Genomic DNA, 23246 nt, shown 5'->3' on the forward strand with positions numbered 1-23246 from the left:
CGCCCTGGGAACAGCGGACGCCCCGCGTCTTCACCGAGCCCGGCGCGGGCGCCCGCTGCCGCGCCGCCACCCGCTCTCACAGCTCCTTGGACCGGGCCTTGGGGCGCGCCCGTACGTGCATCCGTTCCCCCTGCGGGCCGAAGAGGCTCAGGAACTCCGCGGGCCCCTCCCCCGCCGACCCGAACCAGTGCGGCACACGGGTGTCGAACTCCGCCGCCTCCCCGGCCTCCAGCACGACGTCGTGCTCGCCGAGGACCACCCGCAGCCGCCCGGAGAGCACGTACAGCCATTCGTAGCCCTCGTGCGTGCGCGGATCGGGTTCCGTCGTCCGTTTCGGTTCGAGCACCTTGTAGGCCTGGAGTCCGCCGGGCTGGCGGGTCAGCGGCCAGTACGTGCGGCCATGGCGCACGATCGGCTCGGCGCGCACCCGGGGATCGCCGACCGGCGGGGCACCGACCAGTTCGTCCAGCGGGACCTGGTGGGCCCGCGCGATGGGCAGCAACAGCTCCAGACTGGGCTTGCGCAGCCCCGACTCCAGGCGCGAGAGCGTGCTCACCGAGATGCCGGTCGCCTCGGACAGCCCGGCCAGGGTCGCCCCGCGTTCCTTCCTGATCCGGCGCAGCCGCGGACCCACCTCGGCGAGGACCTCATCCGTCGCCGCGTCGCCGGTCACCCCGCGCCCGCCGCCGTCGCTCTCGCCCGCACGGGCCGCTTCACTCATCCCTCTATTGCAGAATCGGCAAAGACGTTTGTCAATCCGGCGGGTTCCGGGCGACCTTCTCCGTGGAGGTGGTCACCATGACCGGGACAAAGACAGGAACATCGGCCGGGACGTACGAGGCGGTCGTCGTGGGCGGCGGCACGGCGGGGCTCTCCGCGGCCCTCGTCCTCGGCCGGGCGCGACGCCGGACGCTCGTCGTCGACGAGGGCGCGCCGCGCAACGCGCCCGCCGCGCACATGCAGGGCTATCTGACCCGCGACGGCATGCCGCCCGCCGAGTTCCTCGCCGAGGGCCGGCGGGAGGTCGAGGGGTACGGCGTGGAGATCGTCCGGGGCCGGGCGGTGGACGTCGTCCGGGACGGCGCCGGCGAGTTCGACGTCACGCTCGGGTCCGGGGACACCGTCCACGCGCGCCGGCTGATCGTCACGACGGGTCTGGCCGACGAGTTGCCGTCGGTGCCCGGCGTCGCCGAACGCTTCGGGCGCGATGTGCTGCACTGCCCGTACTGCCACGGCTGGGAGGTCCGCGACGAGGCCTTCGGCGTGCTCGCCGCGACACCGATGAGCGTGCACCAGGCGCTGATGGTCGGCCAGTGGTCGAACGACGTCACGCTGTTCCTGCACACGGTGGCCGAGGACGAGCTCGCGGACGAGGACCTGCGACGGCTCGCCGCCGCCGGGGTCGCCGTGGTGCCCGGCGAGGTGGCGGAGCTGGTGGTCGCCGGGGACCGGCTGACCGGTGTACGGCTCGCGGACGGGACCACGCACGACCGCTCGGTGCTGTTCGTGGCGCCGCGTCCGGTACCGCGGACCGGCCTGCTCGAACGGCTGGGCGCGGAACTGCGGGAGACGCCGTTCGGCAGCTACCCGGTCGTCGACCCGACCGGGCTCACCAGCGTGCCCGGCGTCTGGGCCGCCGGCAACGCCGCCGGTTTCGCGGAGCAGGTGGTGAACGCGGCGAGCGGCGGATACCGCGCGGCGGCCACGCTCAACGGCGAACTCCTGTTCGCGGACCTCGACGCGGCGATCGTGCGCGGGCAGGGCTGAAACACGTCGGCCGGGGGCGCGGACCGGATCCGGTACGGGTGTGAACCGGGCGCTCGCGTTGCACGATGGCTGCATGCTGCTGAGCAGGCTCGCCCATGTGTCCCACGAGGTCGCCGCCGCCTCGGCGCGGTCCCGGAAGACCGCTCTGCTCGCGGAGCTGTTCCGGGACGCCGAGGCGGACGACGCGCCGATCGTGATCCCGTATCTGGCGGGCCGGCTGCCGCAGGGCCGCCTCGGCGTCGGCTGGAAGGTGCTGAGCAGACGGGTCGCCCCCGCCGCCGAACCCACCCTCACCGTGCGCGAGGTGGACGCCCGTCTCACGGCCCTCGGCGAGGTCTCCGGCACCGGTTCGCAAGCCGAACGGGCCCGCCTGGTGGGCGAGTTGATGGAGGCGGCCACGGAGGAGGAACAGCGCTTCCTGTTCGGGCTGCTCACCGGCGAGATGCGCCAGGGCGCGCTGGACGCGCTCGCGGTGGAGGGGCTCGCGGAGGCGACCGGCGCGCCCGCGGGGGACGTACGACGGGCGGTGATGCTGGCGGGTTCCCTGCGGGCGGTGGCGCGGGCCCTGCTCGCGGACGGTCCGGGGGCGCTGGACGGGTTCCGGCTCACCGTCGGGCGCCCGGTGCTGCCGATGCTGGCTCACTCCGCCTCCTCGGTCTCCGAGGCGGTCGCCAGGCTCGGCGCCTGCGCGGTCGAGGAGAAGCTCGACGGTATCCGGGTGCAACTGCACCGGGACGGCGAGGATGTCCGCGTCTACACCCGCACCCTCGACGACATCACCGACCGGCTGCCCGAACTCACCGCAGCGGCCATGGAGTTGCTGGGCGAGCGGTTCATCCTGGACGGCGAGGTGATCGCGCTGGACGACCGGGGGCGGCCGCGTTCCTTCCAGGAGACGGCCGCGCGGGTGGGGTCCCGCGTGGACGTGCCGGCGGCCGCGCGGACCGTGCCCGTCTCCCCCGTCTTCTTCGACGCCCTGTCCGTGGACGGGCGGGACCTGCTGGATCTGCCGTTCACCGACCGGCACGCGGAACTGGCACGGCTGGTGCCCGAGCCGATGCGGGTCCGGCGGACACTCGTGCCGGGGCCGGGCGATGCCGCACGGGCCGAGACTTTTCTCGCCGACGCGCTGGCCCGGGGGCACGAGGGTGTCGTGGTGAAGGCCCTCGACGCCCCCTACGGCGCGGGCCGGCGCGGTGCCGCCTGGCTCAAGGTCAAACCCGTACACACCCTCGACCTGGTGGTCCTGGCGGCCGAATGGGGTCACGGGCGGCGCACCGGCAAGCTCTCGAACCTGCACCTGGGCGCCCGTACCGCCGACGGCTCGTTCGCGATGCTCGGCAAGACGTTCAAGGGCATGACCGACGCGATGCTCACCTGGCAGACCGACCGGTTCCGGGAGCTGGCCGTCTCGGACGACGGCCACGTGGTGACCGTACGGCCCGACCTCGTCGTCGAGATCGCGTACGACGGGCTGCAGCGGTCCACCCGCTATCCGGCCGGTGTCACCCTCCGCTTCGCCCGGGTCGTGCGCTATCGCGAGGACAAGCCGGCGGCCGAGGCCGACACCGTGGACACCCTGCTGGCCGCCCACCCGGAGGTGACGCCATGAGCGCAGCACAGCACGGACGCAGGAGCGCGGGACTCCTGTTGTTCCGGCACACCGACCACGGCATGGAGGTATTGGTCGGCCATATGGGCGGCCCGTACTTCGCGCGGCGCGACGCCGGGGCCTGGACCCTTCCCAAGGGCGAGTACGAGCCCGACGAGACGGCCTGGGACGCCGCCCGCCGTGAGTTCCGGGAGGAGCTCGGGCTGCCGCCGCCCGACGGCGAGGCGCTCGCGCTCGGCGAGGTCACCCAGACGAACGGCAAGGTGGTCACGGCCTGGGCGATCGAGGCGGATCTCGATCCGGCGGCCGTGGTCCCCGGCACGTTCACGATGGAGTGGCCGCCGAAGTCCGGGCGGCGGCAGGAGTTCCCCGAACTCGACCGGGTGGAGTGGATGACCCCGGAGCGGGCCCGCCCTCTGCTCATCAAGGGGCAGACCGTGTTTCTCGACCGGCTGGCGGAGCACTCGGCCTGAGAGCCGGCGTTCGGCCAGCAGCGTCGGCTCACCTCGGGGGCCCGCCCGCGTTGCGCCGCGCGGCACCGCGCGGGAGGGTCGGGGAACAGCCAGCTTTCAGGAGGTCGGCCATGCCCATCGCGACGGTGAACCCGGCGAACGGCGAGACGCTCAAGACGTACGACGCCCTCGGCGCCGAGGAGATCGAGCGCAGGCTCGCTGCCGCCGAGGCCACGTTCCATACATATCGGACCACCTCGTTCGCCGAGCGGGCGCGGCTCATGCACCGCGCGGCCGATCTCCTGGACGAGGATCTCGAGGACATCGGCCGGGTGATGACCACCGAGATGGGCAAGCCGGTCAAGCAGGCCCGGGCGGAGGCCGCCAAGTGCGCCAAGGCCATGCGCTGGTACGCCGACCACGCCGAGGACCTGCTCGCCGACGAACTGGCCGCCCCCGCCGACGCCGCGGACTCCGGGGCCTCCCGGGTCCTCGCGCGCTACCGGCCGCTCGGCCCCGTGCTCGCCGTGATGCCCTGGAACTTCCCGCTCTGGCAGGTGGTGCGCTTCGCCGCGCCCGCGCTGATGGCGGGCAACGTGGGACTGCTCAAACACGCCTCGAACGTTCCGCAGACGGCCCTGTACCTGGAGGACCTGTTCCGTCGCGCGGGCTTCCCCGAGGGCTGCTTCCAGACGCTGCTGATCGGGTCGGGCGCGGTCGAGGGCGTCCTGCGCGACCCGCGGGTCAAGGCGGCCACCCTCACCGGCAGCGAACCGGCCGGCCGGGCGGTCGCCTCGGTCGCCGGGGACGAGGTGAAGAAGACGGTGCTGGAGCTGGGCGGAAGCGACCCGTACGTCGTGATGCCGTCCGCCGATGTGGAGCGCGCGGCGAAGATCGCCGTGACGGCGCGTGCGCAGAACAACGGGCAGTCGTGCATCGCCGCCAAGCGGTTCATCGTGCACGCCGACGTGTTCGACACCTTCGCGGAGCGGTTCGCGGCGGGTATGCGGGCCCTCAAGGTCGGCGACCCGCTGGAGGAGGACACCGAGATCGGGCCGCTCTCCACCGAACAGGGCCGGGCCGACCTGGAGGAGCTCGTCGACGACGCGGTCGAGAACGGCGCGACGGTGCTGTGCGGTGGCGAACGCCCCGACGGTTTCGGCGGCGGCTGGTACTACGCGCCGACCGTGCTCACCGACATCACGCCCGCGATGCGCATCCACCAGGAGGAGACGTTCGGGCCGGTCGCCACGCTGTACCGGGCCTCCGGTCTGGACGAGGCGGTGGCCCTCGCCAACGACACCCCGTTCGGGCTCAGCTCGAACGTGTGGACGCGTGACGAGGCCGAGGTGGAGCGGTTCGTGCGCGATCTGGAGGCGGGCGGGGTGTTCGTCAACGGGATGACGGCCTCACACCCGGCGTTCCCCTTCGGCGGGGAGAAGCGGTCCGGCTACGGACGCGAACTGTCGGGGCACGGAATCCGCGAGTTCTGCAACATCACCACCGTATGGCACGGAGCGTGAGCGTTCCGCAGCTACGATCCCTCGTGTGAACCGCGAAGTGACCCTCCCCCTGATCGTCGACGACCGCGGCACGTTGCAGGTGGCGGCCGCCGACGTCAGCAAGCTGCTGCGCACGGTGGGCGGCCGGTGGCTGCATCTGGTGGAGGCCGGCCAGGACGGCCTCGACGAGGACACGGTGGCCGCTCTCACGATCGAACTGGCCAAACTGGCCGATCGGATCGACGTGGCCTGCATCGCGCACAGCAGCGGCCCGACCGGCCGCTGAACGGGCCGGTGACGGCACCGGACCGGAATGGCTCGGTGACGGCGCCGGACCGGAATGGAGCGGCGGACGCCGTTCCGCTGCCGAACCCCCGGCCCCCGCCGGAGGCCGGGCGGGACCGGCGAGTGTGCCGCGCCCGGCCCGGCCTCCGGCCGGGGCCGGGTTCAGGCGACCCGCTGGTCCAGTTCCCACAGCGCGTGCCAGAACTTCTCCTCGTAGGCCTGAAGCAGCCGCCCGTGGCGCAGGACGTCGTCCAGCGAGATCCGTTCGGCGTCGAGCCCCGCCTGTACGGCGGCCAGTGCCTTGATCTCCAGGTCGGGCGCGGGCTCGGCGAAGAAGTCGAAGAAGCCGCAGACCTCGTCGTCGAAACCGTAGTGACGGCGCAGTGCCTCGGTGATGGTCTCGCAGTAGCCGCCCCAGGCCGCGATGTTGGCGCCGAGCGCGAGGACCACGTCCGCCGGCTCCCCGTTCAGGGCGAGCCAGGCGACGTACGCGGGATAGGCCTGGCAGTCGGCGAGGGGTTCGTACTCCGCCGCCCGCGCCTCGCCGGCTCCCACCGCGACGGCGAACGCGGCGAGCCGGTCCCCGGCCACCACCTCGCCCTCGGCGAGCGTCTCGAAGAAGGCGGCGCTCTCCGCGTCGGCGGCCGACGAGCGTTGGGCCAGATGAACGAACGCGCGGTGATCCGCGGCGATCACATGACGCTGTTCCAGGGCGAGGGCGGCGAGCGTGCCGAGCTGGGCGGCGCCCCGGGCGATCAACGGCAGCAGCCGGTTGGCATGCGGGTCCGGGGCGAGTTTCCCGGTGACGCCCTCCAGCAGTTCCCTGGCCGTCCGCGTCATCACGCGCTCCTTCGGTCCGGCTGACTCCGAGCCCCCGCGACCAGAGTGCACGGTCACCCCCGGTTCCCCGCGGTCCGACGCGAAATCCCAGGTCCGGTGGGGTGACGGCCGCTGCGTCGGACAACGACGTCCGCGCTGCTCCTCGAAAACCCCGCGGACGCCCGGGGCGCCGGTGATCACCGGCGCCCCGTCATGGGAACGGCCCGGACCGCGCGGAGGTGTCAGCGGATCGGCATCCCGGACAGGGTACGGGCGATCACCAGGCGCTGGATCTCGCTGGTGCCTTCGAAGATCGTGTAGATGGCCGCGTCGCGGTGCATGCGCTCCACCGGGTACTCCCGCGTGTAGCCGTTGCCGCCCAGGATCTGGATCGCCTGGCCCGTGACCTTCTTCGCCGTCTCGCTGGCGAACAGCTTCGACATCGAGCCCTCGGCCGCCGTGAACTGCTTGCCGTTGACCGCCATCCAGGACGCCCGCCAGACCAGCAGCCGCGCCGCGTCGATCGAGGTGCGCATGTCGGCGAGCTGGAAGGCGACGCCCTGGTTGTCGATGATCGGGCGGCCGAACTGCTCACGCGTCTTCGCGTAGTCGAGGGCCACCTCGTACGCGGCCCGCGCGGTGCCCACCGCCATGGCGCCGACGGCCGGACGGGAGGCCTCGAAGGTGGCCATGGCGGCGTTCTTCACGCGCTCGCCGCCCCCGGCCCTGGCGCGCTCACGGGCACGGGCGAGGCGCTCGTCGAGCTTCTCCTTGCCGCCGAGCAGGCAGGAGCCGGGGATACGGACGTTCTCCAGGACGACCTCGGCGGTGTGCGAGGCGCGGATGCCGTGCTTCTTGAACTTCTGGCCCTGGGACAGGCCGGGCGTGTTCGGCGGCACGATGAAGGAGGCGTGCCCCTTGGAGCCGAGCTCGGCGTCGACGACCGCGACGACGACGTGGACGTTGGCGATGCCGCCGTTCGTCGCCCAGGTCTTCGTGCCGTTCAGGACCCACTCGTCCTTGGCCTCGTCGTAGACGGCACGCGTACGCATCGAGGCGACGTCGGAGCCGGCGTCGGGCTCGGAGGAGCAGAAGGCGGCGACCTTGACATCGTTGGCATCACCGTACATCTGGGGGATCCAGGTGCCGATCTGCGCCTCGGTGCCGTTGGCGAGGACGCCCACGGCGGCGAGGCCGGTGCCGACGATGGACAGCGCGATGCCCGCGTCGCCCCAGAACAGCTCCTCCATGGCCATCGGTATGCCGAGGCCGGTGGGGTCGAAGTACTGCTGCGCGTAGAAGTCCAGGGAATAGATGCCGACCTTGGCGGCTTCCTGGATGACCGGCCAGGGAGTCTCTTCGCGCTCGTCCCATTCGGCGGCCGCGGGGCGGATGACATCGGCGGCGAAGCCGTGCAGCCAGTCCCGGACCTCCTTCTGTTCGTCGTTGAGCTCCATGGTGAACTCGGCCATGTCCCCTCCAGCGCTGCACTAAACTGTTACTTGCGGTAACTGGAGTGTGTTACCGGCTAGTAGGAAAAGTCAACTCCCGAACTCGGCTCGGGATCCCGTTCGATACCCATACGACGATCAGTGTTAGTTTGCGCAGGCGTCACCGAATCACCACGGGTGGGGAGAGCACATGGACACCACACAGCGGACCGATCAGCAGAGGTCCGCCGACCGCCGCCGGCGCGAACTGCTGGAAGCCGCCGACAGAGTGGTGCTCCGCGACGGCCCCGGGGCCTCCATGAACGCCATCGCCGCCGAGGCCGGCATCACGAAGCCCATCCTGTACCGCCACTTCGGCGACAAGGGTGGTCTGTACGCGGCACTCGCCAAGCGGCACACCGACGCCCTCCTCGAAGCGCTGCGGGCGGCACTGGACGCCCCCGCCGAACGACGTGAGCGCGTGGAGGCGACGCTCGACACGTACTTGGCCGCCATCGAGGCACGGCCGCAGGTCTACCGCTTCCTGATGCATCCGGCGGAGGGCGGCCAGCCGGGCGACGCCGGGTTCGACGTGGGCAAGTACTCGGCGCCCGTACTGCGCCGCATGGGCGAGGAACTGGCCGAGGTCATCGAGGAGCGGGTGGACCTCGGACCGGGCAGCCAGCAGCTGGCGCGGGTGTGGGGCCACGGCATCGTCGGCATGATGCACGCCGCCGGGGACTGGTGGCTCGGCGAACGGCCGTGCACGCGCGCCGAGTTGGTGCGCAGCCTGGCCGACCTGCTGTGGGGCCGCCTCGCGGCGGCGGGCGACCGCGTCGGCGGCCCGGGTTTCTGACCGGGGCTCATGCGGACATCCCGCCAGAAGGCGTGCCGCCCGCCGTAGGAGACGGCCGGCGGCACCGGACGACCCTCAGCCGCTCCAGGAAGCCCGTGCCACCTTGCGCAGAAGACGCCGCCGTCGCCACCCGGTGAGCCGGTCCGCGTACACCCCGCCGTCGAGGTGGTCGCACTCGTGCTGGAGACACCGCGCGAACCAGCCGGTGCCGTGCACCGTGACCGGCTCACCGGTGACCGTCCGGCCCTCGACGACCGCGTGGTCGAAGCGCTCGGTGCCGGCCTCCAGACCGGGCAGCGAGAGACAGCCCTCCGGTCCGCGCAGGACCACACCGTCCGCCTCGACAAGACGGGGGTTCACCACATGTCCGACATGACGGACATCGCCGTCGTCCGGGCAGTCGTACACGAAGACCCTCAGACCGACGCCGATCTGGTTCGCGGCGAGGCCGACGCCCTCGGCGGCGTACATCGTCGCGAACATGTCCTCGACGAGCTCCGCGAGTTGAGGACCAAAATCTGTGACGTCCTCGCAGGCTGTACGCAGGGCGGGGTCACCTAGCAGGATGAGGGGCCGGACGCGCCCGTGGGTGCCGGGGATGGAACCGTGTCGCATGGCGGCAAGGGTACGGTCCTGACAGGCGCGCGCAGGTCGCGTCGGCACCGAGATGGTGCCGCGATTCGGGCCCGTGAGTGGATCTCGATAGGCTGACCCCCACATGTGCCGGGGGCAGGGGCGCGGCGCGTACGCAAGGAGGATCGAGAAACGATGTCAGGCAACTCGGACCCGCTGTCGCCGCGGGCCAAGCTGGCCGTGACGGCGGGCAAGGCGGCGGCAGCCGTCTCGCGAGCCGCCGGACGCGGCAGCGGATCGGTGATCGGCGGCCGGGTGGCGCTCAAGCTCGACCCCGACCTGCTGGCGAGGCTCGCCACGCACCTGGACGTGATCCTGGTGTCGGCGACCAACGGCAAGACCACGACGACCCGGCTGATCGCGGAGGCGCTGCGCGCCGCGGGCCCGGTCGTTTCCAACGCGCTCGGCGCCAACATGCCCGCGGGCATCACCTCGGCGCTGGCCGGCGGCTCGGACGCCAAGTTCGCGGTCATCGAGGTCGACGAGAAGTACCTCGCCGGTGTGGCACGTGACACCGACCCGAAGTGCATCGCGCTGCTGAACCTGTCGCGCGACCAGCTCGACCGGGCCGCCGAGACCCGGATGATGGCCGAGCACTGGCGTGAGGGACTGGCCGGTTCCAAGGCCGTCGTGATCGCCAACGCGGACGACCCGCTGGTCGTCTGGGCCGCGTCCTCCTCGCCGAACGTCATGTGGGTGGCGGCCGGCCAGATGTGGAAGGAAGACGCCTGGTCCTGCCCCTCGTGCGGCGGTGTGATGCAGCGCCCCGGCGACGACTGGTTCTGCGGCGAGTGCGGCTTCCGCCGTCCCACGCCGACCTGGGCCCTGTCCGGGGACCACGTCCTCGACCCGCACGGCTCCGCGTGGCCGATCCACCTCCAGCTGCCGGGCCGCGCCAACAAGGCGAACGCCGCCTCGTCGGCCGCCGTGGCCGCCGTCTTCGGAGTGCCGCCGCAGGTCGCCCTGGAGCGCATGTACCAGGTGCAGGCGGTGGCCGGACGCTACGACGTGGTCCAGTTCATGGAGCGCGATCTGCGTCTGCTGCTCGCCAAGAACCCCGCGGGCTGGCTGGAGACCTTCTCCCTGATCGACCCGCCGCCGACCCCGGTCATCCTCTCGGTGAACGCGCGCGGCGCCGACGGCACCGACACCTCCTGGCTGTGGGACGTCGACTACACCCGCCTGACCGGACACCCGATCTTCGTTCTCGGCGACCGCAAGCTCGACCTCGCCGTCCGCCTCGAAGTCGCCAACCAGCAGTTCCAGGTCTGCGACACCCTCGACCAGGCCGTGCAGATGGCACCGCCCGGACGGATCGAGGTCATCGCGAACTACACCGCATTCCAGGACTTGAGGCGTCGTGTCGGCAACTGAGCCACGGAGGACGAAGAGAATGACTGACAACAGCCTGCGCCTGGTGTGGATCTACCCAGACCTGCTGAGCACCTACGGCGACCAGGGCAACGCCCTGGTCGTGGAGCGCCGGGCGCGTCAGCGCGGCCTCGACGTGGCCCGTGTCGACGTGCGCAGCGACCAGCCGGTCCCGACCTCCGGTGACATCTACCTCATCGGCGGCGGCGAGGACCGGCCGCAGCGGCTGGCCGCGGAGCGGCTGCGCCGCGACGGCGGTCTGGAGCGCGCGGTCGGCAACGGCGCGATCGTGTTCTCCGTCTGCGCCGGCTACCAGATCCTCGGGCACGAGTTCATCAACGACCTCGGCCAGCGCGAGCCGGGCCTCGGCCTGCTCGATGTGGTCTCGGTGCGCGGTGAGGGCGAGCGGTGCGTCGGCGACGTCCTCGGCGACATCGACCCGCGGCTCGGTCTGCCCCAGCTCACCGGCTTCGAGAACCACCAGGGCGTCACCCACCTCGGGCCCACCGCCCGTGCGTTCGCGAACGTGCGGCTCGGCAAGGGCAACGGCACGGGTGACGGCACCGAGGGCGCGTACAACGACACCGTGTTCGGCACGTACATGCACGGGCCCGTCCTCGCCCGCAACCCGCAGATCGCGGACCTGCTGCTGAAGCTGGCCCTCGACGTCAACGCGCTGCCGCCGACCGACGACCGCTGGTACGAGGCGCTGCGTTCCGAGCGCATCTCGTCCGCCCAGCAGCCCGCGTAGGGCCGGCCCGCCCCGACGGGTGAGAGGAACCGTTTCTCGAGGAGGAACGGTTCCTCTTTGCGTTCCCCGAGAAGAACCGTTTCCGCTCCACCGAACAGGCCCGTCCGGCCCCGCCCGGAGCCCGTCTGAAACCGCATCCGCACAGGTGAGCGGGTGCGTCCAGCAGGCGGACGCACGGTAGGGCGCGGGCCCCTCCCGCCGGTAGGGTGGCGGGAATCCTTGCCGGACAACGTGGTCCGGTCCCCGGACCACGTTGAGAAGGTATTTCGGGCTATGCGCATTGGTGTCCTCACGTCCGGCGGCGACTGCCCCGGCCTGAACGCCGTCATCCGGTCGGTCGTACACCGCGCCGTCGTCGACCACGGCGACGAGGTCATCGGCTTCCGGGACGGCTGGAAGGGTCTCCTGGAGTGCGACTACCTCAAGCTCGACCTCGACGCGGTGAGCGGAATCCTGGCTCGCGGCGGCACCATGCTCGGCTCCTCCCGGGTCCAGCCCGCGCATCTGCGTGACGGCGTGGAGCGGGCCAAGGGGCACGTCGCGGACCTCGGGCTCGACGCGATCATCCCGATCGGCGGCGAGGGCACGCTGAAGGCGGCCCGCCTGCTGTCGGACAGCGGCCTGCCGATCGTCGGCGTGCCGAAGACCATCGACAACGACATCGCGGTCACGGACGTCACCTTCGGCTTCGACACGGCCGTCGGTGTCGCGACCGAGGCCCTCGACCGGCTGAAGACCACCGCGGAGTCCCACCAGCGTGTCCTGATCGTGGAGGTCATGGGCCGCCACACCGGCTGGATCGCGCTGCACTCCGGCATGGCCGCGGGCGCCCACGCCATCGTCGTACCGGAGCGGCCCTTCGACATCGAGGAGCTGGCCGCGCGGGTCGGCGAACGGTTCGAGGCGGGCAAGCGGTTCGCCATCGTCGTCGCCGCCGAGGGCGCCAAGCCCCGCGAGGGCTCGATGGAGTACGACGAGGGCGGCAAGGACGTCTACGGCCACGAGCGCTTCGCGGGCATCGCCCGGCAGCTCTCCATCGAGCTGGAGGAACGGCTCGGCAAGGAGGCCCGCCCGGTCATCCTCGGCCACGTGCAGCGGGGCGGCACCCCGACGGCGTACGACCGCGTGCTCGCGACCCGGTTCGGGTGGCACGCCGTGGAGGCCGTGCACCGGGGCGAGTTCGGGAAGATGACCGCGCTGCGCGGCACCGACATCGTGATGGTGTCGCTCGCCGAGGCGGTCGAGACCCTGAAGACGGTTCCGGACGAGCGCTACGCCGAGGCGGAGTGCGTGCTCTGAGACGTACACGGCAGAACCGCCCCCGGTCGCAGTCGCGGCCGGGGGCGGTTCTACTCTGGTGCGGACAGACAGCGCACAACCTCCCCCAGTGCCTTAAAAGGGCAGGCCTTGAAAGGGCAGGGGAGGCACCCCAGAAACAGGAGCCGGCGGATGGATCACAGCGGGCACGGCATGACCATGGATCTGCCGCCGTTCACGCTGGGGCGGGGGCTCGAGTGGTCCGCGGACCCGTTCTTCCTCGTCGCGTGCCTGCTCGGGCTCGGCCTGTACGGCTGGGGAGCCGTCCGGCTCGCCCGGCGCGGCGACGCCTGGTCGTGGGGCCGTACGGCCTCCTTCGTCATCGGCGTGCTGACCGTGATGCTCGTCATGTGCACCAGGCTGAACGACTACGGCATGGTCATGTTCAGCGTGCACATGGTCCAGCACATGGTGATCAGCATGCTGTCCCCGATCCTGATCCTGCTCGGGGCGCCGGTCACGCTGGCGCTGCGCGCGCTGCCGGTGGCCGCGAAGCGGGGCAGCAAGGGTCCGCGTGAACTGCTGCTGATGTTCCTGCACAGCCGGTACATGCGGGTCGTCACGCACCCGGCGTTCACCATCCCGATGTTCATCGCGAGCCTGTACGCGCTGTACTTCTCCCCCATCTTCGACTTCCTGATGGGCTCCACCGCGGGCCACATCGTGATGATGTGCCACTTCCTCGCCGTCGGGCTGGTCTTCTTCTGGCCGATCATGGGCGTGGACCCCGGCCCGCACCGCCCGGGCTATCTGATGCGGATGCTGGAGCTGTTCGCGGGGATGCCGTTCCACGCGTTCTTCGGCATCGCGCTGATGATGGCCTCGGGCCCGATGGTGGAGTCGTACAAGAATCCGCCGGCCTCCCTCGGCATCGACGCGCTCGCCGACCAGACCGCCGCCGGCGGGATCGCCTGGGCGTTCAGCGAGATCCCCTCCGTCCTCGTCCTGCTCGCGCTGCTCTTCCAGTGGTACAACTCCGAGCAGCGGCAGGCCAAGCGCATGGACCGCGCCGCCGACCGGGACGGCGACAAGGAACTCGAGGCCTACAACGCCTATCTGGCCTCGCTCAACGCACGCAGCCGCTGAATTCCGGCTCCGCCCAGGGGACCGGGAGTCCGCACGGCCCTGGCGAAGCGCGTCCCTCCGGGTGAAAATGGCCCCAAAGGTCACGGCCCGCGCCGCGGACCCGCCTGGAGGAGGGTGCTGCGATGCCCGGTTCGACGAAGACGATGGGGGTGCTCACCGTGGGCGGGCTCGTCGTGGTGACGGCCTACACGGTGGCGCTGGGCAGCAACGGCTGGCTGTGGTTCGGCTGGGTCGTGCTCGGCCTGATCACCCTGGGGATGGTGGCCTCCCGCGGCACCTGACCGCGAGCCCGTCGCACCGGCCGGGCTTCTCCCCGGTCCGCCGGGTCCGTCCGCCGGGTCACCCTTCACCGCCGGGGGCGGTCGGCCCGTCACAGCCGTGGCCGGCCGGCCGCCGAGTGCACGCCGGGCTGGTACTTGGGGAGCCGGGCGGTGATCTTCATTCCCGCTCCCACCGCGGTCTCGATGACCAGGCCGTGATCATCGCCGTACACCTGGCGCAGCCGTTCGTCGACGTTGGAGAGGCCTATCCCACCGGAGGGGCTGGCCTCGCCGGACAGGATGCGGCGCAGCCGTTCGGGGTCCATGCCCACGCCGTTGTCCTCGATGACCACGAGCGCCTCCGCACCGGCGTCCTGCGCCGTGATGCTGATGTGGCTCTTGTCGGTCTTGCCCTCGAGTCCGTGCTTGACGGCGTTCTCCACCAGGGGCTGGAGGCAGAGGAAGGGCAGCGCGACCGGCAGCACCTCGGGTGCGATCTGGAGGGTGACGGACAGCCGCTCGCCGAAGCGGGCCCGGACGAGTGCCAGGTAGTGGTCGATGGCGTGCAGCTCGTCGGCGAGCGTGGTGAAGTCGCCGTGCCTGCGGAACGAGTAGCGGGTGAAGTCGGCGAACTCCAGAAGGAGCTCGCGGGCGCGCTCCGGGTCGGTGCGGACGAACGAGGCGATCACGGCGAGCGAGTTGAAGATGAAGTGCGGGGATATCTGGGCGCGCAGCGCCTTGATCTCCGCCTCGATCAGCCGTGTCCGGGACCGGTCGAGGTCGGCCAGCTCCAGTTGGACGGAGACCCAGCGCGCGACCTCGCCGGCGGCGCGTACGAGGACCGCGGACTCGCGGGGCGCGCAGGCGACGAGTGCTCCGTGCACCCGTTCGTCGACGGTGAGCGGTGCGACGACGGCCCAGCGCAGCGGGCAGTCGGGCTCGTCGCAGGTCAGCCTGAAGGCCTCTCCCCGGCCGGTCTCCAGCGGGCCGCCGAGACGTTCCATGACCTCGGTGCGGTGATGGGCGCCGACGCCGTCCCAGGCGAGTACCGTCTCCTGGTCGGTCAGGCACAGGGCGTCCGTGCCGAGCAGGGTGCGCAGCCGGCGGGCGGACCGGCGGGCCGTCTCCTCGGTGAGTCCGGCACGGAGCGGGGGCGCGGCGAGCGAGGCGGTGTGCAGGGTCTCGAAGGTGGCGTGCTCGACCGGGGTGCCGAGTCCGCCGAGGTTCTCGGGCCGCGCGGTACGCCTGCCGAGCCAGAACCCGGCCGCCAGCAAGGGGAGCACGGCCACACACAGCCCGGCGATGAATCCGCTCACCGGCTCACCGTCCCGTCCACGAACCCGCACCGGCACCGGCACCCGTACCCACGCCTGCACGAAGGCCCGGACGACCACCGGTCCCGTAGCACCCCGAGCCGGGGCCCCTCACCGCTCGGCCCCTCACCGCTCGGCCCCTCACCGCTCGGCCCGTCGGCCGGGGCCCTCATGGTCCGGCCTCCTTCGTGGCCGCCGTCATGCCCGCCGCCGCGCCCGCTGTCCCGCCGACCGCCGCGCGGACCTGGCCGTCAGTGAGTTCCTCCGGGAGGTGGAAGCGGGCGAGGATCGCCGCCGTGCCGGCCGGTACGCGGGCGGCGGTGGCCAGCGAGACCAGCACCATGGTCACGAAGCCGAGCGGCACCGACCAGAGCGCCGGCCAGGCGAGCAGGGCGCGCAGGGAGCCCGTCGTCCCCGGATAGCCGGCCATGGTGGCGCCGACGGCGACGAGGGCCGCGCCGCCGCCGCCGATCATCCCGGCCGCCGCCCCGGGCGGGGTGAGCCGCCGCCACCAGATGCCGAGGACCAGCAGCGGGCAGAAGGAGGACGCGGACACCGCGAACGCGAGCCCCACCGCGTCGGCGACGGGCAGCCCTCCCACCAGCATGCTCGCGGCGAGCGGTACGGCCATCGCCAGGACGGTGCCGAGCCGGAAGTGCCGTACACCTCGGGAGGGCAGGACGTCCTGGGTGAGCACCCCGGCGACCGCCATGGTGAGCCCGGACGCCGTCGAGAGGAACGCGGCGAAGGCACCGCCCGCGACGAGCGCCCCGAGCAGGTCCGCGCCGGCTCCGCCGATCATCCGGTCGGGCAGCAGGAGGACGGCGGCGTCCGCGTCGCCGGTGAGGCTGAGTTCGGGGGCGTACAGCCGGCCCAGCGCCCCGTAGACGGGCGGCAGGAGGTAGAAGGCGCCGATCAGGCCGAGTACGGCGACGGTGGTGCGGCGAGCGGCGACTCCGTGCGGGCTGGTGTAGAAGCGGACGACGACGTGCGGGAGGCCCATCGTGCCGAGGAAGGTGGCGAGGATCAGGCCGTAGGTGGCGTAGAGCGGGCGTTCCTCGCGGCCGGCGGCCGGGGAGGTCGCCAGGGCGTCGTCGCTGCCGCGTTCGGCCGCCGGGACCGGAGTACCCCGGTCGAAGGTCAGCCGGGTGCCGCCGTCGATGCGGTGGGTGCCCCGCGGGAGCCGGACGCGCGTGGCCTCGTACCGCCGGCCGTCGACCGTGCCCGTGGCGGTGACGGTCAGTGGCCGGGTGAGCTTCAGGTCGAGTGTGGAATCGACCTGAACGAGGCCCTGTTCGCGGAAGGCCGGCGGTTCCTCGAAGGCGTCGCGGGGGGCGCCGTGGGACTGCCAGGCGAGGATCAGGAAGAGCGCGGGCACGAGCAGGGCGGTGAGCTTGAGCCAGTACTGGAAGGCCTGGACGAAAGTGATGCTGCGCATGCCGCCCGCGGCGACCGTGGCCACCACGACGACAGCGACCAGCACCCCGCCGAACCAGTCGGGCGCGTCGGTCAGCACGGCCAACGTCAGCCCCGCACCCTGGAGTTGAGGCAGCAGATAGAGCCAGCCGACGCCGACGACGAACGCCCCGGCGAGCCGTCTGACGGCCTGGGAGCCGAGCCGGGCCTCCGCGAAGTCGGGCAGGGTGTAGGCGCCGGAGCGGCGCAGGGGTGCCGCGACGAAGAGGAGCAGCACGAGATAGCCGGCGGTGTAGCCGACCGGGTACCAGAGCATGTCGGGGCCCTGGACGAGCACCAGGCCGGCGATGCCCAGGAAGGAGGCGGCGGAGAGGTATTCGCCGCTGATCGCGGCCGCGTTGAGCCGGGGTCCGACGGTGCGCGAGGCGACGTAGAAGTCGGAGGTGGTCCGGGAGATGCGCAGCCCGAACGCGCCGACCAGGACGGTCGCGAGGACGACGAGGGCGACGGCGGGAACGGAGTAGTTCTCGTTCACGGTTCAGCGGTCCTCGACCAGGCGCACGAGGTCCCTCTCGTTGCGTTCCGCTCGCCGGACGTACCAGCGGGCGAGCAGCACGAGCGGCGGGTAGAGGCAGAAGCCGAGGACGGCCCATTCCAGGGTGGCTCCGTCCGGCATCGCGGCGAAGACCAGCGGCAGTGGTCCGACGAGCAGGACCAGAACCGCGAACGTGACGCATGCGGCCCGGAGTTGACTGCGCATCAGGGAACGCACATAGGTGTGGCCGAGGGTGGTCTGTTCGTCGATCTCGGTCCTCGGCCGGTAGTAGCCGGACGTCCGGCGAGCGCGCCGGGGCGCTCCGGTGACGACCACGCGGCGTTCGGTGGGGTCCTGCGGCACGCTGGTGCTCCTCAGCTCGTGGTCCGGCGCAGCAGCAGATCGCGCAGTTGGCGGGCGTGGCGGCGGCTGACCTGGAGTTCGACGGAGTCGACGAGGACGCTCACCGTGCCCGCGTCCAGGCGGAGTTCGCCGATGTGGCGCAGGGCGACGAGGTGGCGCCGGTGGATGCGGACGAAGCCGCGGGGGCGCCAGCGTTCCTCGAGGGTGGACAGCGGGATGCGGACCAGGTGGCTGCCCTGTGCGGTGTGCAGCCGGGCGTAGTCGCCGTGGGCCTCGACGTGGGTGATGTCCTCGACGGCCACGAAGCGTGTCACTCCGCCGAGTTCGACGGATATGTGGTCGGGGTCGGGCTCGTGGACGGGGATCAGGGGTGCGGTGTCCCGTAGTTGGGCCGCCCTGCGGACCGCCTCGGCGAGCCGTTCGCGGCGTACGGGCTTCAGGACGTAGTCGACGGCCTTGAGTTCGAAGGCCTGCACGGCGAACCCCTCGTGGGCGGTGACGAACACGACGAGCGGCGGCTGGGCGAACCCGCCGAGCAGCCGGGCCAGGTCGAGCCCGTCCAGGCCGGGCATGTGGATGTCGAGGAAGACGACGTCGATCGCCTCGGGGCCGCCGGGGCCCGACTGGAGGGCCCGGTTGATGCGGCGCAGCGCCTCGGTCGCGTCGCTCGCGCCCTCGGCGCTGCCGACCCGGGGATCGGCGTTGAGCAGATACAGCAGCTCTTCGAGGGAGGGTTGTTCGTCGTCGACGGCGAGCGCGCGCAGCATGAGAGTGGAGTGTAGGAGCGATTCGCGTGGCTGGACATGTGCGGGACACGGCCGTCGCCGCCGGCCGGGTGGTGGTCGCCGCTGGATACAGTGCGCCTATGAGCAGCAAGCCCGCGATGTTCGACGAGCTCGACCGCAAGATCGTCACAGCCCTGATGGCCAATGCCCGGACGAGCTTCGCGGAGATCGGCGCGGCGATCGGACTGTCCGCGACGGCGGTCAAGCGCCGTGTCGACCGGCTGCGCGAGACCGGCGTGATCACCGGGTTCACGGCCACGGTGAAGCCCGCGGCGCTCGGCTGGCGCACCGAGGCCTACGTGGAGGTGTACTGCGAGGGCGCGGCCCCGCCCAGGCGGCTGGCGGAGGTGGTGCGCAACCATCCGGAGATCACCGCGGCGATGACGGTGACCGGGGGCGCGGACGCGCTGCTGCATGTACGGGCCGTCGACGTGGAGCACTTCGAGGAGGTGCTGGAGCGCATCCGGGTGGAGCCGTTCATCCGGAAGACGGTCAGCTACATGGTGCTGTCCCATCTGCTGCCCGAGGCCCCGGAGGCCGGGGCGACGCACGCGGCTCCCGATGACGCAGGAAACGTGCGCTGAACCTGCCGATCACGCAGCGGTCCTGCGTATACACGCAGCTCTCGTCGCTTGTCGTGCCTGGCCCTCGCTTCTTACCGTGGAGGCATCCCACCAGCCGACACCGCAGGAAGCGGAGGAACCTCTCTGTGCCCGAAAGCCGTGTGCCGCGCCCCCGGCGCTTCCTCGTCTGCGACCCCAGACACTTCGCCGTGCAGTACGCGATCAACCCATGGATGCGTCCCGACACCCCCGTGGACGCCGATCTCGCGCGAGATCAGTGGCAGGCGCTGATCAGCGCCTATCGCGCGCACGGCCACACCGTCGACTCCGTCGAACCGGTTCCCGGGCTTCCCGACATGGTCTTCGCAGCGAACTGCGCGCTCGTCCTGGGCGGCCGTGTCTTCGGCTCGTCCTTCCACGCACCCGAGCGCCGCCCCGAGTCCACCGCGTACGAGACCTGGTTCAAGACGGCCGGTTTCGACGTCTACCGCCCGGAGTCGGTGTGCGAGGGCGAGGGCGACCTCGTCCCGACGAGCCGCTACATCCTCGCCGGTACGGGATTTCGCACCACGCCCGAGGCCCATCGCGAGGTCCAGGAGTTCTTCGGCGTCCCGGTCATCGGCCTGCGCCTGGTGGATCCGCACTTCTACCACCTGGACACCGCGCTCTTCGTCCTCGACGGCGACAACATCGCGTACTACCCGGAGGCGTTCTCGCCGGGCAGCCGCGAGGTGCTGAGCCGGCTGTTCCCCGACGCGGTGCTCGCCACCCGTGAGGACGCCCTCGCCTTCGGCCTCAACTCCGTCTCGGACGGCCGCCACGTCTTCATCGCGCCGCGCGCCGAGGCCCTCGCCGGCCAGCTCGTCCGCCACGGCTACGTCCCCGTCCCCGTCGACCTGTCGGAGCTCCACAAGGCCGGCGGCGGCATCAAGTGCTGCACACAGGAGATCCGTTCATGACCGCTCCCGCCCGTGCGACCGAGCCCGCCGGCGCAGGCGCCCGCAGCTCCGAGGAACTGATCCGGGCCGAGGGCCCCGTCCTGGCGCACAACTACCACCCGCTGCCCGTGGTCGTCGCGCACGCCGAGGGCACCTGGGTCGAGGATGTGGAGGGGCGGCGCTATCTCGACATGCTGGCGGGCTACTCCGCGCTCAACTTCGGCCACCGCAACCCGGTGCTGATCGAGGCGGCGCACCGCCAGCTCGACCGGCTCACCCTGACCTCACGGGCCTTCCACAACGACCAGTTGGCCGGATTCGCCGAGTCCCTGGCCGCGTTGACGGGCCTGGACATGGTCCTGCCGATGAACACGGGCGCCGAGGCGGTGGAGAGCGCCATCAAGGTGGCCCGCAAGTGGGCGTACGAGGTGAAGGGCGTCGAGCCGGGCCGGGCCACCATCGTGGTGGCGGCCGACAACTTCCACGGCCGTACGACCACGATCGTCAGCTTCTCCACGGACGAGACGGCCCGTACCGGCTTCGGGCCCTTCACGCCCGGCTTCCGGGTCGTGCCGTACAACGACCTGGCCGCGCTCGAAGCGGCGATCGACGAGACGACGGCAGCGGTGCTGCTCGAGCCCATCCAGGGCGAGGCGGGCGTGGTCATCCCGGACGACGGCTATCTCGCCGGCGTCCGCGAGCTCACCCGCCGCACCGGCTGCCTCTTCGTCGCGGACGAGATCCAGTCAGGGCTCGGCCGCACCGGCACCACTCTGGCGGTGGAACACGAGTCGGTCGTCCCCGACCTGCTGCTGCTCGGCAAGGCGCTCGGCGGCGGCATCGTGCCGGTCTCCGCGGTGGTCGGCCGCCGGGACGTGCTGAGTGTGCTGCGTCCGGGTGAGCACGGTTCCACCTTCGGCGGCAATCCGCTGGCCGCGGCGGTCGGTTCGGCGGTCGTGGGCCTGCTGGAGACCGGCGAGTACCAGCGCACGGCGGCCGAGCTGGGCGCCGTGCTGCGGGACGGGCTGACGGCCCTGGTGGGCCGGGGCGTCGAGGGCTTCCGGTCACGGGGGCTGTGGGCGGGCGTCGACATCGATCCCTCCATCGGCACGGGCCGCGAGATCAGCCAGGGCCTGATGAACGAGGGAATTCTGGTCAAGGACACCCACGGTTCGACCATCCGGCTGGCGCCGCCGCTGACCATCACGGCCGCGGAACTCCGGTCGGCTCTCGGGTCTCTCGAGAAAGTTCTGACGCAAGGAGTCTGATACCGGCCAAGAGGCCACAGAGAGTGACACCACGCTGGTTACGCCCGGCGACGGCCGCGCCTACACTGATCGCTCCCGGGGAAAACGAGGAGTGCCCCAGTGTTCTATTACGTGCTCAAGTACGTGCTTCTGGGTCCGTTGCTGCGAGTGGCCTTCCGGCCCCGGATCGAGGGCCTTGAGCACGTACCGTCGTCGGGCCGGGCCATCGTGGCCGGCAATCATCTGTCCTTCGCGGACCACTTCCTGATGCCGGCGATCCTGAAGCGCCGGATCACCTTCCTGGCGAAAGCCGAGTACTTCACCGGACCCGGTATCAAGGGGCGGCTGACGGCGGCGTTCTTCCGCAGCATCGGACAGATTCCGGTGGACCGGTCGGGCAAGGAAGCGGGACAGGCCGCCATCCGCGAGGGCCTCGGCGTGCTGAACAAGGACGAGCTGCTCGGGATCTACCCCGAGGGCACCCGCTCGCACGACGGACGCCTCTACAAGGGCAAGGTGGGTGTCGCGGTGATGGCCCTGCGGGCTCAGGCCCCGGTCGTCCCCTGCGCGATGATCGGCACCTTCGAGGCCCAGCCCCCGGGCAGGAAGCTCCCGCGGATCCACCCCGTGGTGATCCGCTTCGGCAAGCCGCTCGACTTCTCGCGCTACGCCGGGATGGAGGGCGAGAAGGCCATCCTGCGCGCCATCACCGACGAGATCATGTACGCCATCCTGGCGCTCTCCGAGCAGGAGTACGTCGACCGGTACGCGGCCGACGTCAAGGCCGAGGAAGCGGCGGAGAGGGCCGAGGCGAGCCGCAAGTTCCCCCGAATGCCGATGAGTTGACCCGACCGGGAACCTACCTGTACGTCCTGTACGTTTCTTACGTATGAGACGTGCTGTGGTGATCGGAGCGACAGGACAGATCGGACGCGCGGCCGTGACGGCGCTCGCCCGGGACGGCTGGGAGGTGACGGCCGCTTCGCGCGGCGGCCGTCGCGACGACGGCTGGCCCGCCGGGGTGCGCACGGCGGCGCTCGACCGGGAGGACGACACCGCGTTGGCCGCGGCGGTCGGCGACGGCTGCGACGTGCTCGTGGACATCGTCGCGTACGGAGCGGACCACGCACGGCAGTTGACGGAGCTCGCCGGCCGGGTGGGCTCGGCCGTCGTCATCTCCAGTGTGTCGGTGTACGAGGACGACAAGGGGCGCGGTTTCGACACGCAGTCGGAGCCGGACGGCTTCCCCGCGTATCCCGTGCCGATCCCGGAGAACCAGGGGACCGCCCGACCCGGTGAGGCCACGTACAGCACACGCAAGGCGGCCCTGGAGTGTGAACTCCTCGCCGCGGGCGACCGGTTGCCGACGACGCTGTTGCGGGCGGGAGCCGTCCACGGCCCGTACGGCCGCACGCCCCGCGAGCTGTATGCCGTCAAGCGCAATCTGGACGGACGCCGCAGGCGGATCCTCGCGTACGGCGGCGCGAGCCGTTTCCATCCGGTGAGCGTCCACACCCTCGCCGAGCTGATCCGGCTGGCCGCCGCACGACCGGGCTCGCGCGTCCTGAACGCCTGTGACCCCGACGCGCCGACCGTGGCCGAGATCGTCCGGGCGATCGACGTGGTGATGGGCGCCCGGACGGAGGACGTTCTCGTCGACGGGCCTCCCCCGTCCCCGACGGTTGGCGACACTCCCTGGTCGGTCCCCCTGCCCGTGGTCTGCGACATGAGCGCCGCCGAGAGGGAGCTGGGCTACCGCCCCGTGACCCGGTACGCCGACAGGCTCCCGGAGACGGTCGCCTCGATCGAGCGGCACCTCGCGGGGAAGGACTGGCGTGAGGCGTATCCCGCGATGGCCAGGAACTACGGGGACCTCTTCGACTACGCGGCGGAGGACGCCTGGCTCTCCTCCTGAGGCGGCGCCGTCACGGCGTACGCCGGAGGG

The 23246-nt window shown here is 71.6% G+C and carries 24 protein-coding genes; 16 read left to right on the forward strand and 8 right to left on the reverse strand.

Annotated features, from left to right (window positions below; translation table 11 throughout):
* Positions 1 to 76: 76 nt before the first annotated feature.
* Positions 77 to 721: a helix-turn-helix domain-containing protein gene (locus OG410_RS07450; RefSeq protein WP_329298401.1), complete on the reverse strand. Its 645-nt coding sequence runs from the start codon at positions 719 to 721 to the stop codon at positions 77 to 79.
* A 77-nt stretch (positions 722 to 798) separates the two neighbouring features.
* On the opposite strand from OG410_RS07450, the gene OG410_RS07455 reads away from it, so the two are divergent.
* The 5 genes from OG410_RS07455 to OG410_RS07475 all read left to right on the forward strand — a co-directional run bounded on the left by OG410_RS07455 (position 799) and on the right by OG410_RS07475 (position 5619).
* Positions 799 to 1767: an NAD(P)/FAD-dependent oxidoreductase gene (locus OG410_RS07455; protein ID WP_329298402.1), complete on the forward strand. Its 969-nt coding sequence runs from the start codon at positions 799 to 801 to the stop codon at positions 1765 to 1767.
* A 73-nt stretch (positions 1768 to 1840) separates the two neighbouring features.
* On the forward strand, positions 1841 to 3379 hold the full coding sequence (locus OG410_RS07460; protein ID WP_329298403.1) for an ATP-dependent DNA ligase: 1539 nt from the start codon (positions 1841 to 1843) through the stop codon (positions 3377 to 3379).
* Complete coding sequence (locus OG410_RS07465) at positions 3376 to 3852, forward strand: NUDIX domain-containing protein (RefSeq protein WP_329298404.1); 477 nt, start codon at positions 3376 to 3378, stop codon at positions 3850 to 3852. Before OG410_RS07460 ends, OG410_RS07465 begins: the two co-directional genes overlap by 4 nt.
* 110 nt (positions 3853 to 3962) lie before the next feature.
* Positions 3963 to 5354 carry an NADP-dependent succinic semialdehyde dehydrogenase gene (locus tag OG410_RS07470; protein WP_329298405.1) on the forward strand — a complete coding sequence of 464 codons (1392 nt, stop codon included), beginning with the start codon at positions 3963 to 3965 and terminating at the stop codon, positions 5352 to 5354.
* Positions 5355 to 5379: 25 nt separating this feature from the next.
* Positions 5380 to 5619: a DUF6213 family protein gene (locus tag OG410_RS07475; protein ID WP_326789160.1), complete on the forward strand. Its 240-nt coding sequence runs from the start codon at positions 5380 to 5382 to the stop codon at positions 5617 to 5619.
* Positions 5620 to 5780: 161 nt separating this feature from the next.
* On the opposite strand, the gene OG410_RS07480 is transcribed toward OG410_RS07475, so the two are convergent.
* Together OG410_RS07480 and OG410_RS07485 are read right to left on the reverse strand one after the other, a co-directional pair.
* Complete coding sequence (locus tag OG410_RS07480) at positions 5781 to 6458, reverse strand: transcriptional regulator (RefSeq protein ID WP_329298406.1); 678 nt, start codon at positions 6456 to 6458, stop codon at positions 5781 to 5783.
* A gap of 221 nt (positions 6459 to 6679) precedes the next feature.
* Positions 6680 to 7909: an acyl-CoA dehydrogenase family protein gene (locus OG410_RS07485; protein ID WP_329298407.1), complete on the reverse strand. Its 1230-nt coding sequence runs from the start codon at positions 7907 to 7909 to the stop codon at positions 6680 to 6682.
* Positions 7910 to 8078: 169 nt separating this feature from the next.
* On the opposite strand from OG410_RS07485, the gene OG410_RS07490 reads away from it, so the two are divergent.
* The gene (locus tag OG410_RS07490; protein ID WP_326789157.1) at positions 8079 to 8723 is read left to right on the forward strand and encodes a TetR family transcriptional regulator; all 645 of its coding nucleotides are present in this window, start codon (positions 8079 to 8081) and stop codon (positions 8721 to 8723) included.
* A 75-nt stretch (positions 8724 to 8798) separates the two neighbouring features.
* Here OG410_RS07490 and def read toward each other — a convergent pair whose 3' ends face one another.
* Positions 8799 to 9338 (reverse strand): peptide deformylase, encoded by a 540-nt coding sequence (def, locus tag OG410_RS07495; protein WP_329298408.1) that lies wholly within the window; start codon positions 9336 to 9338, stop codon positions 8799 to 8801.
* Between the two features lie 153 nt (positions 9339 to 9491).
* Here def and OG410_RS07500 point away from each other — a divergent pair, with 153 nt between their 5' ends.
* The 5 genes from OG410_RS07500 to OG410_RS07520 all read left to right on the forward strand — a co-directional run bounded on the left by OG410_RS07500 (position 9492) and on the right by OG410_RS07520 (position 14162).
* The gene (locus OG410_RS07500; RefSeq protein ID WP_326789155.1) at positions 9492 to 10730 is read left to right on the forward strand and encodes a MurT ligase domain-containing protein; all 1239 of its coding nucleotides are present in this window, start codon (positions 9492 to 9494) and stop codon (positions 10728 to 10730) included.
* A 19-nt stretch (positions 10731 to 10749) separates the two neighbouring features.
* On the forward strand, positions 10750 to 11478 hold the full coding sequence (locus OG410_RS07505) for a type 1 glutamine amidotransferase (RefSeq protein ID WP_328454997.1): 729 nt from the start codon (positions 10750 to 10752) through the stop codon (positions 11476 to 11478).
* Between the two features lie 273 nt (positions 11479 to 11751).
* Positions 11752 to 12777 (forward strand): 6-phosphofructokinase, encoded by a 1026-nt coding sequence (locus OG410_RS07510; RefSeq protein WP_329298409.1) that lies wholly within the window; start codon positions 11752 to 11754, stop codon positions 12775 to 12777.
* A 150-nt stretch (positions 12778 to 12927) separates the two neighbouring features.
* Entirely contained in the window at positions 12928 to 13881 is a 954-nt protein-coding gene (locus OG410_RS07515; protein ID WP_329298410.1) for a cytochrome c oxidase assembly protein, read from the forward strand.
* Positions 13882 to 14003: 122 nt separating this feature from the next.
* The gene (locus OG410_RS07520) at positions 14004 to 14162 is read left to right on the forward strand and encodes a hypothetical protein (protein WP_329298411.1); all 159 of its coding nucleotides are present in this window, start codon (positions 14004 to 14006) and stop codon (positions 14160 to 14162) included.
* A gap of 89 nt (positions 14163 to 14251) precedes the next feature.
* Here OG410_RS07520 and OG410_RS07525 read toward each other — a convergent pair whose 3' ends face one another.
* The 4 genes from OG410_RS07525 to OG410_RS07540 form a co-directional block, all read right to left on the reverse strand.
* A complete protein-coding gene (locus OG410_RS07525) occupies positions 14252 to 15457 on the reverse strand; it encodes a sensor histidine kinase (protein WP_329298412.1) in 1206 nt (401 codons plus the stop codon).
* Positions 15458 to 15623: 166 nt separating this feature from the next.
* On the reverse strand, positions 15624 to 17405 hold the full coding sequence (locus tag OG410_RS07530) for a sodium/solute symporter (RefSeq protein WP_329298413.1): 1782 nt from the start codon (positions 17403 to 17405) through the stop codon (positions 15624 to 15626).
* A gap of 3 nt (positions 17406 to 17408) precedes the next feature.
* Positions 17409 to 17768, reverse strand: a complete 360-nt coding sequence (locus OG410_RS07535) for a hypothetical protein (protein ID WP_329298414.1) — start codon at positions 17766 to 17768, stop codon at positions 17409 to 17411.
* Between the two features lie 11 nt (positions 17769 to 17779).
* Complete coding sequence (locus tag OG410_RS07540) at positions 17780 to 18535, reverse strand: LytR/AlgR family response regulator transcription factor (RefSeq protein WP_326789147.1); 756 nt, start codon at positions 18533 to 18535, stop codon at positions 17780 to 17782.
* A 98-nt stretch (positions 18536 to 18633) separates the two neighbouring features.
* Between OG410_RS07540 and OG410_RS07545 the strand changes: the two genes are divergently transcribed.
* The 5 genes from OG410_RS07545 to OG410_RS07565 all read left to right on the forward strand — a co-directional run bounded on the left by OG410_RS07545 (position 18634) and on the right by OG410_RS07565 (position 23216).
* Positions 18634 to 19137, forward strand: a complete 504-nt coding sequence (locus OG410_RS07545) for an Lrp/AsnC family transcriptional regulator (protein ID WP_329298415.1) — start codon at positions 18634 to 18636, stop codon at positions 19135 to 19137.
* A 125-nt stretch (positions 19138 to 19262) separates the two neighbouring features.
* Positions 19263 to 20075, forward strand: coding sequence for a dimethylargininase (gene ddaH, locus OG410_RS07550; protein ID WP_329298416.1), 813 nt, complete (start codon positions 19263 to 19265; stop codon positions 20073 to 20075).
* Positions 20072 to 21322 carry an ornithine--oxo-acid transaminase gene (gene rocD / locus OG410_RS07555; protein ID WP_329298417.1) on the forward strand — a complete coding sequence of 417 codons (1251 nt, stop codon included), beginning with the start codon at positions 20072 to 20074 and terminating at the stop codon, positions 21320 to 21322. The genes ddaH and rocD overlap by 4 nt, the downstream gene beginning before the upstream one ends.
* Positions 21323 to 21421: 99 nt before the next feature.
* Positions 21422 to 22147 (forward strand): lysophospholipid acyltransferase family protein, encoded by a 726-nt coding sequence (locus tag OG410_RS07560; protein ID WP_329298418.1) that lies wholly within the window; start codon positions 21422 to 21424, stop codon positions 22145 to 22147.
* 55 nt (positions 22148 to 22202) lie between these two features.
* Positions 22203 to 23216 carry an NAD-dependent epimerase/dehydratase family protein gene (locus OG410_RS07565; protein ID WP_329304051.1) on the forward strand — a complete coding sequence of 338 codons (1014 nt, stop codon included), beginning with the start codon at positions 22203 to 22205 and terminating at the stop codon, positions 23214 to 23216.
* Positions 23217 to 23246: the final 30 nt, after the last annotated feature.

The organism is Streptomyces sp. NBC_00659, assembly GCF_036226925.1.
In the GTDB taxonomy this organism is placed as follows: domain Bacteria; phylum Actinomycetota; class Actinomycetes; order Streptomycetales; family Streptomycetaceae; genus Streptomyces.